Annotated in this window: 12 protein-coding genes; 6 read left to right on the top strand and 6 right to left on the bottom strand. The window is 68.4% G+C overall.

What is annotated here, in order from left to right; all coding sequences use genetic code 11:
- Positions 1 to 147: 147 nt before the first annotated feature.
- A complete protein-coding gene (locus AC07OX_RS18805; protein ID WP_495260902.1) occupies positions 148 to 849 on the bottom strand; it encodes an aspartate/glutamate racemase family protein in 702 nt (233 codons plus the stop codon).
- Between the two features lie 132 nt (positions 850 to 981).
- Here AC07OX_RS18805 and AC07OX_RS18800 point away from each other — a divergent pair, with 132 nt between their 5' ends.
- A complete protein-coding gene (locus tag AC07OX_RS18800; RefSeq protein WP_495260903.1) occupies positions 982 to 1,815 on the top strand; it encodes a MetQ/NlpA family ABC transporter substrate-binding protein in 834 nt (277 codons plus the stop codon).
- Complete coding sequence (locus AC07OX_RS18795; protein WP_495260904.1) at positions 1,812 to 3,167, top strand: LLM class flavin-dependent oxidoreductase; 1,356 nt, start codon at positions 1,812 to 1,814, stop codon at positions 3,165 to 3,167. The genes AC07OX_RS18800 and AC07OX_RS18795 overlap by 4 nt, the downstream gene beginning before the upstream one ends.
- A gap of 141 nt (positions 3,168 to 3,308) precedes the next feature.
- Here the strand turns inward: AC07OX_RS18795 and AC07OX_RS18790 are convergent, their stop codons facing one another.
- Positions 3,309 to 4,211, bottom strand: coding sequence for a LysR family transcriptional regulator (locus AC07OX_RS18790; RefSeq protein WP_062473378.1), 903 nt, complete (start codon positions 4,209 to 4,211; stop codon positions 3,309 to 3,311).
- 111 nt (positions 4,212 to 4,322) lie between these two features.
- Between AC07OX_RS18790 and gcl the strand changes: the two genes are divergently transcribed.
- The 3 genes from gcl to AC07OX_RS18775 are packed head-to-tail and all read left to right on the top strand — an operon-like array spanning position 4,323 to position 7,860.
- The gene (gcl, locus tag AC07OX_RS18785; RefSeq protein WP_062473376.1) at positions 4,323 to 6,116 is read left to right on the top strand and encodes a glyoxylate carboligase; all 1,794 of its coding nucleotides are present in this window, start codon (positions 4,323 to 4,325) and stop codon (positions 6,114 to 6,116) included.
- A 17-nt stretch (positions 6,117 to 6,133) separates the two neighbouring features.
- On the top strand, positions 6,134 to 6,919 hold the full coding sequence (hyi, locus tag AC07OX_RS18780; RefSeq protein ID WP_495260905.1) for a hydroxypyruvate isomerase: 786 nt from the start codon (positions 6,134 to 6,136) through the stop codon (positions 6,917 to 6,919).
- Between the two features lie 23 nt (positions 6,920 to 6,942).
- Complete coding sequence (locus AC07OX_RS18775; protein WP_495260906.1) at positions 6,943 to 7,860, top strand: 2-hydroxy-3-oxopropionate reductase; 918 nt, start codon at positions 6,943 to 6,945, stop codon at positions 7,858 to 7,860.
- 1 nt (position 7,861) lies between these two features.
- On the opposite strand, the gene AC07OX_RS18770 is transcribed toward AC07OX_RS18775, so the two are convergent.
- Positions 7,862 to 9,202, bottom strand: coding sequence for an NAD(P)/FAD-dependent oxidoreductase (locus tag AC07OX_RS18770; protein WP_307637763.1), 1,341 nt, complete (start codon positions 9,200 to 9,202; stop codon positions 7,862 to 7,864).
- 220 nt (positions 9,203 to 9,422) lie between these two features.
- On the opposite strand from AC07OX_RS18770, the gene AC07OX_RS18765 reads away from it, so the two are divergent.
- Positions 9,423 to 11,723 carry an NADP-dependent malic enzyme gene (locus AC07OX_RS18765; RefSeq protein WP_495260907.1) on the top strand — a complete coding sequence of 767 codons (2,301 nt, stop codon included), beginning with the start codon at positions 9,423 to 9,425 and terminating at the stop codon, positions 11,721 to 11,723.
- 74 nt (positions 11,724 to 11,797) lie between these two features.
- Here the strand turns inward: AC07OX_RS18765 and AC07OX_RS18760 are convergent, their stop codons facing one another.
- From AC07OX_RS18760 to AC07OX_RS18750, 3 genes are read right to left on the bottom strand one after another with little or no spacing between them, the layout of a single operon-like run.
- Complete coding sequence (locus AC07OX_RS18760) at positions 11,798 to 12,589, bottom strand: aspartate/glutamate racemase family protein (protein WP_495260908.1); 792 nt, start codon at positions 12,587 to 12,589, stop codon at positions 11,798 to 11,800.
- Positions 12,590 to 12,602: 13 nt separating this feature from the next.
- Positions 12,603 to 13,652 (bottom strand): S-methyl thiohydantoin desulfurase domain-containing protein, encoded by a 1,050-nt coding sequence (locus AC07OX_RS18755; RefSeq protein WP_390342157.1) that lies wholly within the window; start codon positions 13,650 to 13,652, stop codon positions 12,603 to 12,605.
- 42 nt (positions 13,653 to 13,694) lie between these two features.
- Positions 13,695 to 15,356 carry an OPT/YSL family transporter gene (locus AC07OX_RS18750; protein WP_495260909.1) on the bottom strand — a complete coding sequence of 554 codons (1,662 nt, stop codon included), beginning with the start codon at positions 15,354 to 15,356 and terminating at the stop codon, positions 13,695 to 13,697.
- Positions 15,357 to 15,464: the final 108 nt, after the last annotated feature.

Here is a 15,464-nt window from a genome sequence, read left to right as displayed (position 1 = left end):
TGGCAGACCTTCCCTTCGGGTTGGCTGGCAAAGGGGCCGTCTGCGGCGTTGCCCGCGCTTGCAAGGCCTCAGCCTTGCTGCGCACGGGCGCCTTGCAGCCAGCCCCTTTGCCAGCCAACGCGACGCCAGAAATAGGGTAAACAGGCCCTAGTCGGCCTTCTGCGTGGCGCGGCGCAAGGCCGCGCGCGCCAGCAGCCGCGTCGAATCCAGCGTCGGCAGCGGCGAGTTCGCGTCGCTCATGATCAGCGGGATCTCGGTGCAGCCGAGCACCACCGCGTCGCAGCCCTCCGCGTCCTTCAGGCGCTGCATCACGCGCTGGAAGGTCGCCACGGCCTCGGGTTTGAAGATGCCGCAGACCAGCTCGTCCATGATGATCCGGCCGATCTCGGCGCGCTCTTCGACGGTGGGGCGCACGTATTCAAGACCGCGCGCCGAGAGCTTCTCGGGATACACCTCGCTGTCGGTCAGCCAGCGCGTGCCCGTGATGCCGATGCGGCGAAAGCCCCGGCGCACGGCCTCGTCGGCCACCACCTCGGCGATGTGCAGCCAGGGCCGCGGCGAACGCGGCGCGACGTGGTCGAAGGCCTGGTGGATGGTGTTGTCGGGGCAGATCAGGAAATCCGCGCCCGCTGCGGCGAGCTTGTGCGCGGAGCTGAGCATCAGCGCGCCCACGCCCGCCAGGTCGCCCGCGTCCAGGCAGCGCGTGTACTCCGCGAGCGAGGGCGTGTGCATCGACACCTCGGGGTGCGCGTGCGGGCCGAGCAGCGCCGCGCCCTCGATGCAGATGGTCTTGTAGCAAAGGGCCGCGCCTTCGGCGGAGCAGCCGACGATTCCGATGTGCAGGGTCATGGGGCGCATCCTACAAAAGCCGGCGCGGGTTATCCGGCCTGCGGATATGCAAGCGCGCAAATCTTCGTTCGCGGCGCGCGGCGTGCGTCCTAGAGTGCCCGACTCCCCTTGCCGTCTCCCGGAGTTGTCGCCATGTCTTTCCTTTCGCGCGCCCCCTCGTGGCTGCGCCGCCTCGCCCCGCTGTCCGGCGGGCTCGCACTGAGCCTGCTGCTGCTGGCCCCCGCCCACGCGGACGACCTGCGCGTCGGCTTCATGCCGGGCCCCTACCGCGACGCCTTCACCCACGGCATCGAGCCCCAGCTGAAGAAGCTGGGCTACAGCATCAAGTACGTCGAGTTCAGCCAGGGCGTGCAGCCCAACGACGCGGTGGAGCGCGGCCAGATCGACGCCAACATCTTCCAGCACTCGCTGTACCTGAACGCCACCAACAAGCAGCAGGGCTTCGACCTCGTGCCCGTGGTGCACGTGCCGACGCCGCCCATGGGCCTGTACTCGCGCCGCCACAAGACGCTCGACGCCGTGCCCGACGGCGCAACCGTCACGCTGCCGGCCGACCCGGTGAATGCGGCGCGTGCGCTCAACATCCTCGCGGCCATCGGCTGGGTCACGCTCAAGCCGGGCGTGAGTCCGCTGAGCGTGTCGGAGCGCGACATCGCGAGCAACCCCAAGCGCCTGAAGATCGTGCCGCTGGACGCCGCACAGGCGCCGCGCTCGCTGGCCGACGCCGACCTCGCGGCCGTGCAGGGCAACTTCGCCGTGGCCTCCGGCCTGAAGCTCACCGAGGCGCTGAAGCTCGAAGACATGACGCTGCCCTACGTCAACGTGGTGGCCGTCAAGCGCAGCAACGAAAACGCGAAGTTCGCGAAGGACATCGCCACCGCCTACCAGTCGCCCGAGTTCCAGAAGTTCTTCAAGGCCAACCCCGTGTGGGCGGGCTACCGGCTGCCGGACTATTTCAGCCAATGAGCAATCACAACAACTCCACGCCGCGCAGGCAGCTGCACCTCAACGTCAACATCCTGCACTCGGGCTTCGTGCCTTCGGCCTGGCGCCTGCCCGAGAGCGACCCGTGGGCCTTCGCCGACATCCAGCACTACATCCGCACCGCGCAGATCGCCGAGGCGGCCAAGCTCGATGCCGTGTTCCTGGCCGACAACGCGGCCATCGTCGACCAGATCCACTTCCGCCCGATCACCGCGCTGGAGCCCACCATCCTGCTGGCCTGCGTGGCCGCCGCGACCACGCACATCGGCCTCATCGCCACTGCTTCCACCAGCTACAACGAGCCGTACAACCTCGCGCGCCGCTTCGCCACGCTCGACCACGTGAGCGCCGGCCGTGCCGGCTGGAACATGGTGACCACGGCCGACCTGCCCTCGGCGCGCAACTTCGGCCTGGACACCACGCCCGACCACGCGAAACGCTACGCCCGCGCCTCGGAGTTCGCCGACATCGTCAAGGCGCTGTGGGACAGCTGGGAAGACGACGCCTTCGTCGGCGACAAGGCCGCCGGCCGCTTCATCGACCCCGCCAAGGTGCACGCCCTCGCGCACCGCGGCGAGCACTTCGCAGTGCAGGGCCCGCTCAACCTTCCGCGCCCGCCGCAAGGCCACCCGGTGCTGGTGCAGGCCGGCGCCTCGGCCGACGGGCGCGAGCTCGCGTCGCGCCACGCCGAAGCCGTGTTCTCCGCCTCGCAATCCTTCGAAGAATCGCAGGCCTACGCACGCGCCCTCAAGACCCGCGCCGCCGAACTGGGCCGCGGCCCCGACGCAGTGAAGGTGCTGGCCGGCCTCACCACCATCGTCGGCGCCACGGAAGCGCAAGCGCTTCGCCGCCGCGATGCGCTGGTCGATTTGATTCCCTGGGACTACAGCCTCACGCGCCTGGCCGGCACGCTGGGCATCACGCCCGACCGCCTCAAGCTCGACGAGCGCCTGCCCGACGACCTGCCGCTGCCCGGCAACGGCAACGGCAACCACACCTTCTTCAACGCCGTGGTCGCGGCCGGACGCACGCACGGCTACACGGTGCGCCAGCTGATCCGCGAACTCGCAGGCGGCGGCGGGCACCGCGTGATCGTCGGCACGCCCGAGCAGATCGCCGACGACATCGAACGCTGGTTCAAGGGCGGTGCAGCAGACGGCTTCAACCTGATGCCCGACGCGCTGCCGCATGGGCTGCAGGACTTCGTGGACGGCGTGGTGCCGATCCTGCAGAAGCGAGGCATCTTTCGCACGGAATACGAGGGGCGCACGTTACGCGATCACCTCGGGTTGGCGCGGCCTGCTGGGCGGGCGGCGCAACGGCTGGCAGCCTGAGGGTTCCGCTCCCCCACAGCGTGCCCTGTGCCCAGGACACTGGGTGCTTCCCGCAGCGAAATCAAGGAGGAGGCCGCAGGCCGGGGGACATTCGCGGAGGGAAGTACCCGGTGGCCTGGGCACGCGCCCTGAACAGCCGGCTCAGGCCTCCCACCACCCTTCGTCGAAGCGCCCCTGCAGAAACGCCACGAACCCCGACACCTTCCCAGGCACCAACTTCGGTGAGGGAAACACCGCGTGGATCTCCTGCTCAGGCAACGCATGGTCCCCCAGCACGGCGTTCACCTTGCCAGCAGCCAGCGACTCACTCGCCACATAGCGCGGCATCAACGCGATCCCCAACCCATCACGCGCCGCAGCCAGCACCGCCGACAGGTTGTTCGACCGGAAGCGCCCCGACACCGGCACCGTCACCGGATCGCCCTTGGGCGTGTGCATGCGCCAGAACTCGTCGCCCACCACGCTGCTGTAGATCAGCGCCACGTGCGCGCTCAGGTCCTGCGCGCGTTTGGGCGTGCCGTGCTTCTTCAGGTAGGCCGGCGACGCCACCATGACCCACGGGTTCGCGCCCAGGTAGCGCGCGCCCAGTGACGAATCGGCCAGCTTGCCCATGCGGATCGCCACGTCGATGCCCTGCGCGATGAGGTCGACATAGCGGTCCTCGAAGCTCAGGTCCAGCTGCACCTGCGGATGCCGGCGCATGTACTCCAGCGCCAGCGGCACCACCACGCGCCGCCCGAAGGCCACCGACGTGCCCACGCGCAAGAGCCCCTGCGCCTGGTTCTGGCGCAGCTGCACGATGCTGTCGGCCTCCTCGGCGTCGCGCACGATGGTCTTGCACTTCTCGTAGTACAGCGCGCCCGGCTCCGTGAGGCTCACGCCGCGCGTGTTGCGGTTGAGCAGCCGCACCTTCAGGCGCGCCTCCGTGGCCGCGACCTGCTTGGTCACGGTGGGTTGCGTGGTGTTGAACTCGCGCGCCGCCTTCGAGAAGCTGCCGGTCTCGACGACCCGCACGAACATTTCCATTGCCAACAAACGGTCCATGGCCGGATGGTAGCCAGTTATTCCATGGCGGAATAGGTTTTATGGCCCCCAGCCGTCTTCTTGGAATGCGCCCCGCTTCCTACAGTGAGGCCACCTCAAGGAGACTTTCAAATGGCAAAGATGACAGCGGTCCAGGCCGCAGTTCTGGTGATGGAAAAAGAAGGCGTGACGCAGGCCTTCGGCGTGCCGGGCGCGGCGATCAACCCGCTGTACTCGGCCCTGCGCCAGCGCGGCAGCATCTCGCACATCCTCGCGCGCCACGTCGAGGGCGCCTCGCACATGGCCGAGGGCTACACCCGCGCCGTGGCCGGCAACATCGGCGTGTGCATCGGCACCTCGGGCCCGGCGGGCACCGACATGATCACGGGCCTGTACTCGGCCTGGGCCGACTCCATTCCCATCCTGTGCATCACCGGCCAGGCACCGCGCGCCCGCCTGTACAAGGAAGACTTCCAGGCGGTCGACATCGAGTCGATCTCCAAGCCCGTCACCAAGTGGTCGGTCACCGTGCGCGAACCCGGCCAGGTGCCGCAGGTGTTCCAGCAGGCCTTCCACCTCATGCGCTCGGGCCGCCCGGGCCCCGTGCTCATCGACCTGCCCTTCGACGTGCAGATGGCGCAGATCGAGTTCGACATCGACGCCTACGAGCCCCTCAAGCCCTACAAACCGGCCGCCACGCGCGCCCAGATCGAGAAGGCCATCGGCATGATGCAGGCGGCCGAGCGCCCGCTGATCGTGGCCGGCGGCGGCATCATCAACGCCGACGCGTCCGACCTGCTCGTGCGCTTTGCCGAAGCCACCGGCGTGCCGGTGATCCCCACGCTCATGGGCTGGGGCGCCATTCCCGACGACCACCCGCTCATGGCCGGCATGTGCGGCCTGCAGACCAGCCACCGCTACGGCAACGCCACTGTGCTCGCTTCGGACTTCGTGCTGGGCATCGGCAACCGCTGGGCCAACCGCCACACCGGCTCGGTCGACGTCTATACCAAGGGCCGCACCTTCGTGCACGTGGACATCGAGCCCACGCAGATCGGCCGCGTGTTCACGCCCGACTTCGGCATCGTCTCCGACGCCAAGGCCGCGCTCGAGCTCTTCGTCGAAGTGGCCGAGGAAATGAAGGCCGCCGGCAAGCTCACCGACCGTGGCGCCTGGGCCGGCGAATGCCGCGAGCGCAAGAAGACCTTGCTGCGCAAGACCAACTTCGACACCGTGCCGATGAAGCCGCAGCGCGTGTACCAGTGCATGAACAACCACCTGGAGCGCGACACCTGCTACGTGAGCACCATCGGCCTGTCGCAGATCGCGGCCGCGCAGTTCCTGCACGTGTACAACCCGCGCCACTGGATCAACTGCGGCCAGGCCGGCCCGCTGGGCTGGACCATTCCCGCCGCGCTGGGCGTGCGCGCCGCCGACCCGACGCGCAAGATCGTCGCGCTCTCGGGCGACTACGACTTCCAGTTCATGATCGAGGAGCTGGCCGTGGGCGCGCAGTTCAAGCTTCCCTACCTGCACATCGTGGTCAACAACTCCTACCTCGGCCTGATCCGCCAGTCGCAGCGCGGCTTCGAGATGGACTACTGCGTGCAGCTGGCCTTCGACAACATCAACGCACCGGCCGACGCCGGCATCGAAGGCAGCTACGGCGTCGATCACCTCAAGGTGGTCGAGGGCCTGGGCTGCAAGGCGATCCGCGTGCACAAGCAGGAAGAGATGGCCCCTGCCATCGCCCGCGCCGAAGCGCTCATGGCCGAGTTCCAGGTGCCGGTCGTCATCGAGGTGATGCTGGAGCGCGTGACCAACATCGCGATGGGCACCGAGATCGACGCCATCAACGAATTCGAACCGCTGGCCGAAAGCACGGCCGACGCACCGACCGCCCTCGCGGTGGCGATGCTGGACTGACCGAGGAGACAAGAGACATGCCCAAGTTCGCAGCCAATCTCACGATGCTCTTCACCGAGCTGCCGTTCATGCAGCGCTTCGAGGCGGCCGCCAAGGCCGGCTTCAAGGCGGTGGAGTACCTCTTCCCCTACCCCTTCGACAAGAAGGAACTCGTGGCCGCCCTGCGCGCCAACGGCCTGCAGCAGGTGCTGCACAACCTGCCGGCCGGCGACTGGGACAAGGACGAGCGCGGCATCGCCTGCCACCCGGACCGCACCGGCGAGTTCCGCGAAGGCATCGCGCTGGCCATCGACTACGCCACGGCGCTGGGCTGCCCGCAGCTCAACTGCCTGGTCGGCAAGGTGCCGGCGGGCGTGAGCACTGAAGTGGCCCACAAGACCGTGGTCGAGAACCTGCGCCTCGCAGCGCGCGAACTCGAAGCCGCGGGCCTGCGCCTGCTGATCGAGCCGATCAACACCTTCGACATCCCCGGCTTCTTTCTCACGCGCACCGACCAGGCGCTGGCGTTGATCGACGAGGTGGGCTCCAACAACCTGCGCGTGCAGTACGACATCTACCACGCGCAGCGCATGGAAGGCGAGCTGGGCAACACGCTCACCAAGCAGCTGGCGCGCATCGGCCACATCCAGCTGGCCGACAACCCGGGCCGCGGCGAGCCGGGCACGGGCGAGATCAACTACCCGTGGCTGTTCCAGCACATCGATGCGCTGGGCTACGACGGCTGGATCGGCTGCGAATACAAGCCCCGCGCCACCACGGTGGAAGGCCTGGGCTGGCGCGAAGCCCTCACGAAGAAGCAATGAACGTTCACGAAGGAAACAGAGACATGACCACCGCAGCAACTGCACAAAAAATCGGATTCATCGGCCTGGGCATCATGGGCGCGCCCATGGCGGGCCACCTGCTCGACGCAGGCCACCAGCTCTTCGTGAACACGCACGGCAACACGCCGGAGCCCTTCGTCTCCAAGGCCACCATCTGCGGCTCGGCCGCCGAAGTGGCGCGCAAGGCCGACATCATCTTCATCATGGTGCCCGACACCCCTGACGTGGAAAAAGTGCTGTTCGGCGCACCGGGCGCGGAAGGCGTGGCCGACGGCCTGAAGGGTTCGCAGGGCAAGATCGTGGTGGACTGCAGCTCCATCGACCCGATCGCCACCAAGGAATTCGCGCGCCGCATCGTGGCACTGGGCGCCGGCTACATCGACGCGCCGGTCTCGGGCGGCGAAGTGGGCGCCAAGGCCGCGAGCCTGACGATCATGTGCGGCGGCGACGAAGGCACCTTCGGCCGCGTGAAGCCGCTGCTGGACAAGATGGGCAAGAACGTGACGCTGGTGGGCGGCGCGGGCGACGGCCAGGTCTGCAAGGTGGCCAACCAGATCATCGTGGCGCTGAACATCGCCGCCGTGAGCGAGGCCCTGGTGTTCGCCTCGAAGGCCGGCGCCGACCCCGCCAAGGTGCGCCAGGCGCTGATGGGCGGCTTTGCCAGCTCGCGCATCCTCGAAGTGCACGGCGAACGCATGATCAAGCGCACCTTCGCGCCGGGCTTCCGCATTTCGCTGCACCAGAAGGACCTGAACCTGGCGATGCAGAGCGCACGTTCGCTCGGCGTGGCGCTGCCGCAGACCGCGAACGCAGCGCAGCTGATGAACGCCTGCGCGGCGATGGGCTATGGCCAGCTGGATCACTCGGCGCTGGTGAAGGCCCTCGAAGCCCTCGCCCAGCACACCGTCGCTCCAGACTGAACTAGCTCTTTGCAGTCTCCAGGGACTCCTTCAGGTTGCGTCGGCGCCATGCCCAGGTCTTCACGGCCTGCGGCAGGATGCCGATGCACGACGCGTAGTACGTCACCTTGAAGCCCCAGAAGCGCGGCCCGATGGGCGTGTTGCGGAACAGGTCGCCGGCCAGGATGGACAGGAGCGCCTCCTGCATGCGCCAGATGTTGCGCGGCGCCATGAACAGGCGGCGGATGGCGGGCGAGGTGATGCGGTAGATGAACCACGAGAACATCTTCGGCCCGTGCTTCATCACCTTCTCGTAATGGCGGAAGGCCTTCTCGGCCTCCTTCGCCTCGCCCTTGAGCCAGTGGTCGGCGCAGGTCGCGGCCTCGAAGCCGCTGTTCATCGCCAGGTACACGCCCGAGGAGAACATCGGGTCGACGAAGGCATAGGCGTCGCCCACCATCATGAAGCGGTCGCCACGGCAGAACTTGGAGTCGTAGGCGTAGTTGCCGGTGGTGGTGGCGCCTTCCATGAGCGTGGCGTTCTTCAGCCGTGCGGCCAGCTTGGGCGCCAGCGCGATGGTCTGCATCAGGAAGTCTTCGAGCGAGGCGCCCTGGCGCCGCTTGAAGTAGGCCGGCGACGCCACGGCGCCGACGCTCACGGTGCCGTCCTTCAGCGGGATGTACCAGAACCAGCCGTGGTCGAACCAGAAGAGCGAGATGTTGCCCTCGAAGCGGCCCGGCCGGCGCTCGGCGTTGGCGAAGTGGCCATAGAGCGCCGCGCTCGCATGCTTGCGGTTGCGCTGCTTGGCGTCGAACTGGTTCGACAGCAGCGTGTCGCGCCCGCTGGCGTCGATCACGAAGCGCGGGCGCCATTCGGTCTCGGTGCCGTCGTCGGCCTTGACCTTCACCAGCGCCCGGTTGTCGGGCGTGCCCTTGCCCGCGTCCATGTCGACGCCGGTGACGCGCCGGCCCTCGAAGGTGCGCGCGCCGCGCTTGCCGGCGTGGCGGAACAGCAGTTCGTCGAATTCCGAACGGCGCACATGCACCGCATAGGGAAAACTCTTGTCCATCGCCTGGCCGAAGTCGAAGTGGCTGCTGTGGTCGTGCCAGGGCGAGACGAACTCGGCGCCGTGCTTGCGCAGGCCGATGGCCTCGACCTCGGTGCGCACGCCAAGCCGGTCGAACAGCGGCATGTTCATCGGCAGCAAGGATTCGCCGATGTGAAAGCGCGGATGCTGCGCTTTCTCGAGCAGCACCACGTCGTGGCCCTTGTCTGCGAGCAAGGCAGCCACCGTGGAGCCCGAAGGGCCTCCGCCGATGACCACGACATCCGGCTCGGTGCCGGTGAAAGGTCCGGGTGTCATTCGATGTCCCTCCGTGTTGTTCTGTGGTTGTGGACGTTGGTTCGCCGCACCGCCCGTGCGGCACGGATTTGCCCCCCGGAAACGGGGGTGTTGAAGTTTAGCGAGTCGGCAGACCCTCTCGATCAGGCGGAAGATAGAGGGTCTCGTCGTTCCCCCCGAGAGAAGAGGCCGCGCTTTTGCGGTAGCCTCATTGCCCGCCAGAACCTAGGAGACTTTTCAAATGGCTGCATCCCTGTCCCCCGCTGAAGAAGCACTTCGAGAAGCAGCGCGCGAATACCACCGCTCGCCCGTCAAGGGCAAGATCTCGATCACCCCCACCAAGCCCCTGCTGAACCAGCGCGACCTGTCGCTGGCTTATTCGCCGGGCGTGGCCTACCCCTGCCTCGACATTGCGGAAGATCCCGCGCTCGCGGCCGAATACACCGCCCGCGGCAACCTCGTGGGCGTCATCACCAACGGCACCGCCGTGCTGGGCCTGGGCAACATCGGCCCGCTGGCCTCCAAGCCCGTGATGGAAGGCAAAGGCTGCCTGTTCAAGAAATTCGCCGGCATCGACGTGTTCGACATCGAGCTGGCCGAGAACGACCCCGACAAGCTGGTCGACATCATCGCGGCGCTGGAGCCCACGCTGGGCGGCATCAACCTCGAGGACATCAAGGCGCCCGAATGCTTCTACATCGAGAAGAAGCTGCGCGAGCGCATGAACATCCCCGTGTTCCACGACGACCAGCACGGCACGGCCATCATCTCGGCCGCGGCATTGCTCAACGGCCTGGAACTGGTCGGCAAGAAGATCGAAGACGTCAAGATCGCCGTCTCGGGCGCGGGCGCCGCCGCCATCGCCTGCCTGGACGTGATGGTCGGCCTGGGCGCCAAGCCCGCCAACATCTACGCCTGCGACTCCAAGGGCCTGATCTACATGGCCCGCGCGGGCGGCTTCGACGAATCGAAGGCCCGCTACGCCCAGAAGGACACCGGCGCGCGCACCCTGGCCGACGTGGTGAAGGACGCCGACGTGTTCCTGGGCTGCTCGGCCCCCGGCGTCATGAGCGCCGAGATGGTCAAGACCATGGGCACGCAGCCGATCATCCTGGCGCTGGCCAACCCCGAGCCTGAAATCCGCCCCGAGCTGGCCAAGGCCGTGCGCCCCGACTGCATCATCGCCACGGGCCGTTCGGACTACCCGAACCAGGTCAACAACGTGCTGTGCTTCCCATACATCTTCCGCGGCGCGCTCGACTGCGGCGCGAGCAAGATCACGGAAGAAATGAAGCTGGCCTGCGTGCGCGAAATTGCCGACCTCACCAAGGCCGACATCAGCGAAGAAGTGGCCACCGCCTACGCCGGCCAGGAGCTGGCCTTCGGCCCCGACTACATCATCCCGAAGCCCTTCGATTCGCGCCTGATCCTGCGCATCGCGCCGGCCGTGGCCAAGGCGGCCGCCGCCTCGGGCGTGGCCTCGCGCCCGATCGAAGACATGGAGGCCTACCGCCAGCACCTGACGCGCTTCGTCTACCAGACGGGCATGTTCATGCGCCCGGTGTTCAGCGCCGCAAAGATCTCCACCACCAAGCGCGTGGCCTACGCCGAGGGCGAAGACGAGCGCGTGCTGCGCGCCGCGCAGTGGGCGGTCGACGAAGGCCTGGCCCAGCCCATCCTGGTGGGCCGCCCCGCGGTGATCGAGGCACGCATCCAGAAGGCCGGCCTGCACATCCGCCCCGGCACCGACTTCGAGATCGTGAACCCCGAGGACGATCCGCGCTTCCGCACCTACTGGGAGAGCTTCCACAAGCTCATGGGCCGCCGCGGCGTGACGCCCGAGGCCGCCAAGACCATGGTGCGCCGCTCCAACACCACCATCGCCGCGCTGATGCTGCACCTGGGCGACGCCGACGCGATGATCTGCGGCCTGGTCGGGCGCTTCGACGTGCACCTGGAGCACATCCGCAACCTGATCGGCCTGAAGCGCGGCGCGCCCGGCTTTGCCACGCTGAACGCGCTCACGCTCGAAAAGCGCACGGTGTTCATCACCGACACCAACGTGAACGAAGACCCGAGCGCCGAACTGCTGGCCAGCATCGCCGTGATGGCCGCCGAAGAGGTCCGCCGCTTCGGCCTGCCGCCGAAGGTGGCCTTCCTGTCGCACTCGAACTACGGCACCTCCAGCCGCGGCTCGGCGCGCAAGATGCGCCTGGCGCGCGACCTGTTCTCGCAGATGGCGCCCGACATCGAGTGCGACGGCGAGATGCACGGCGACGCCGCGCTGTCCGACGAGATCCGCCGCACCGCCCTGCCCGAGACCACGCTCACCGGCGAGGCCAACCTGCTGGTGTGCCCGAACCTCGACTCGGCCCACATCCTCTACAACGTGCTGAAGATGACGGGCGCGAACGGCATCACGGTGGGCCCGATCCTGCTGGGTGGCGCGAGCTCGGCGCACGTGCTGACGCCTTCGGCGACGGTGCGCCGCATCATCAACATGACGGCGCTGGCCGTGGCGAAGGTGAAGTCCCAGGACTGACGCCGACGTTTCCTCCATGAAACACAACGCCCCGTCGCGGTCTCCGCGGCGGGGCGTTTTTTATGGCGCAATGCTCAGGCGCGCACGCGGGACACCACGGGCACGTCGGCCGGGTCGAACACATTCCAGGCCAGCAGCTCCTTGTCTTCGGGCGGCGGCTCGCAGCCGCCGACGCGGCTGGGCTTCCAATCGAAACGCTGTTTCATGTCGGCCAGCGCCTCGGCGCGCTTGAAGGCAGCCAGCGCCGAATCGATGACGGGCACGCCCAGCGCGTCCTGCAGCTGGCGGTAGAAGCCGAACTCGAGCGTGCAGCCCAGGATGAGCGCCTCGGCGCCGTCCTCGTCGATGGCACGGCGGCCCTGCGCGATCATGCGGCGCACGGTTTCGTCGCGGTCGCGCTGGAAGTCTTCCACGCCGAGTTCCAGCGCGCGGAACGAGGCGATCAGGTGTGCATGGCCGTACTCGCGCACGCGCGCCTCGATGCGCGGCACCCACTTGCGCCGCCCGACGATCACCGACACCTTCTGCGCCAGGTTGGACGCGACCTCGAACGAGGCCTGGCAGGGCGCGACCACCACCGTCTGGCCCGATATCTCGCGCGCCTCGACCAGCACCGGGTCGTAGAAGCAGCCGACCACCACGGCGTCGAAGCCCTGCTGCGCGGTGTCGCGCACGGCGCGCACGATGTCGGCGCCCAGCAGCGCCTCGTAGCTCTGGTACTCGACGTGGTGCTGCACCGACGCATTGCGCAGCGACACCACCTCGACCTCGGTGCCGGGGTTCTTCACCTCGGCGAACTCCTGCGCGAAGCGCGCGTTGTAGGTGTCGTTGCCGACGGCCCGGATCCAGCGGATGCGCAGTGGCATGGCATGTCTCCGTTCAGGCCGGCGCGAAGGCTTCGCCCAGCGACTTCTCGAGCGGGCGGTACAACTCGGGCATGAACATGGTGCGCGACAGCAGCAGCCGCGCGCGCGGCGCCACCAGCACGCGCAGCCGCGCGCCCTGGCGCACATGGGCCGACACCACGGGCTGGCCGTCGTCCGAGAAGGTCATGATCAGGTCGGGAAAGCGCGCGATGCGCTCGCCGCCCTGCGCCAGCAGCATGTACTCGTTGATGAAGCGCAGCGTGGTGCCGGCCGCGTCGTCGAGCTCGACCACGCCGACGTCCAACCCTTCCTGCTGCTCGCAGCGATAGCTGCGCACCGTGCCTTCGGCGACGAGACGGCCGTCGAGCGAACGGGCCACGGCATCGACGCCGCCATCGAGAAAGGTCTGGCCCAGCGCGATGGCGTGGCTGATGGCGCCCGGCGCGCCGTGCTGGCGCGCATAGCCCACGGTCACGGGGTTGCGCGCCACGGCCACGAGGCCGCCCGCCTCCACCGAGGCGCGGCGCACCACGGCCGAGGTCTGCTCGAGCCGGCCCGACACCACGCCCTCCACGTAGCGGTGCGGCTCGCCGCCCGCGTAGGCCTGCACCGAGAGGTAATCGGGCTCGGTGTGCAGGCCCAGCGCGCCCATCACGCTCGAGGGGTGGGCGCGGCCGTTGCACGCGAGGTCGATCACGGGCAGGCCGGTCATGGCGGCATGGAACCAGCCGTTGACCGTGGTCTCGGCGCCGTTCTCGTTGGCATGCAGCGCGACCAGCTTCTGGCCCGCCGGCAGCTCGCGCCGCAGCAGGTCGAGCGTGCGCAGCAGGTGCGCCGGCTGCACGTGCGGATCGGGCGCAGCCGGCGCGCCGACCAGGGCCATGGTGGCGGTGAGCGCGGCGTCGTCGAACTCGTCGACGCTCCACAGCTGCGGCGTGCCGACCTGCAGCGCCAACCGTGCGGCGCGCTCGCCGGCCGCGATGAGCCCGCCGCCCCCGCCGCCGAGGATGGCGCCGCCCCAGATGGCCGCGCGGACGTCGTCGCTGGTCAGATTGCGTTTCATGGATTCGATTCCTGTGTGTGTGATGAAAGGAAAGAAGGAGAACTACTTGCGCAGGCTCTTCACCGCGCCCGAGAAGAAGCTGTAGAGCGCGTCGCCCGCGATGACGCCGCCGGCGAACACCTCGAGCCGTTCGCGCGCGGCGGCGCCGAGCACGGCATGCACCGCGAGCCGGCAGGCGATGCCGGCCGCGACCATCCAGCCGGCCATCGGGCTGGCGATGAGCAGGCCGGTGGCGAACAGCACACCGAGTTGCTGGCGCGGCCCGCCCGCCAGTTGCAGCAGTGCGCCGGGCACGGCCCACAGCGCGAGGTTGCGCGCGGTCTCGCCCGAGATGCCGGCCTTGATGGCGGCCACGTAGGCGGCGTTGATCGGCGCGGTCTGGTGGTTGGCGAAGAACAGCGGGTAGGCGCAGGCCACCACCACGATCGCCACGCCGAAGCCGACCATGCCGGCGATCATCTGTTCGCGCCGGCCTTCGAGTTCGAAGGCCGAGCCCGAGGCCTCGCCGCGCAGCAGGTGGCCGGCCTTGAGGTCGTAGCCCATGTCGGCAAAGGCCGGGCCGGTGGCGGCCGAGAAGCCGGCCAGCACCACCAGCGCCTCGGGCGGAAAGCCGATCAGGATGCCCAGCAGCAGCGAGATCAGCGCCACCGCGAAGGCCGGGAACCAGCCCGAGTGCATGGCCGCGATGCCCACGATGAGTTCGTGCACGAAGGCCGCGAAGGTGCCGTACACGATGAACAAGGCCAGCATGCCCGGCGACATGCCGGTGTAGATGCCGGTGCCCGCGCACAGCAGCACCATGATCGCGAGGTAGCCCGCGCCGCCCAGCTTGAGCGAGCGGCCGAGCACGCTGGCGCCGCGCGCCTCGGCCAGCGCCTCTGTCGTCGCGGCGGTGCTGTCGGTGCCGGCCGCGCGCCCGTGCTTCTTCAGCACCACGCGCGCCACCTGCACCAGCGCCACGAGGCCGGCGCCGATCATCATCCCGTGCGGCACGTAGCGCGTGCCGATGTCGAAGCCGAACAGCGACGCCGAATAGCCGCGCACCAGCAGCCCGATGCCGAAGGCGGTCATGGCGCCGAGCCCGCCGATCAGCGCCACGCCGAAGGCCGACATCGGCAGCTTGAACACCGCGCCCGCCACGCCGGTGGCCAGCCCGCCCAGCAGCAGCCAGGCCTGCTTGCCGCCGCCGTCGCCCGCCTTGATGGCCTCGGCCGCGGCGATGCCCAGCGGCCACGGGTTCTTCGCCGGGAAGGCCGGCGTGTCGAACATGCGGTACAGCAGCCAGGCGTCGAGCAGCATCGCGAGGCTCACGCCGACGAGCATCGGCACCACCATCTGCGGCAGGCCGAACAGGAAGGGAATGCCGATCGGCAGGAACAGGCTGTTGGCCGCGCCGAAGGTGGCCGACGAGATGCTCGTCTGCGCCAGGTTCTGCGCATGCACCGAGCGGAAGCCCCGGAACATGGCCAGCGGCACGCGCGCCAGCGTCATGGCCGCGAGCGCGCCGATCAGCGAGGTGCTCGGCGTGATGCCCAGGCTGGCCAGCATCTGGATGCCGACGATGGCGCCGAACACGCTGAGCACCACCGTGAGGATCAGGTTGGCGGGCGCGAGCGCCTTGGGATGCAGCGCGGCCGGCGGCAACGCGGTGTGCCCGGCGCCCTTGTCTTCCAGCGGCGCGACGGCGGTCACTTCATGGTGCATGGTCATTCCTTGTTAGTTCCATATTTTGGAACCGTGTCCAATAAACTTGAACCGAATGATAAAACCGTACTTTCGGCTGTCAAGCGGGCGTTCACCCGGGTCGGCCGA

Source organism: Variovorax sp. GW821-FHT09D07 (genome assembly GCF_059416345.1).
Note: the sequence above shows the minus strand (reverse complement) of the source record. Positions and strands in the feature narration are given on the sequence as shown.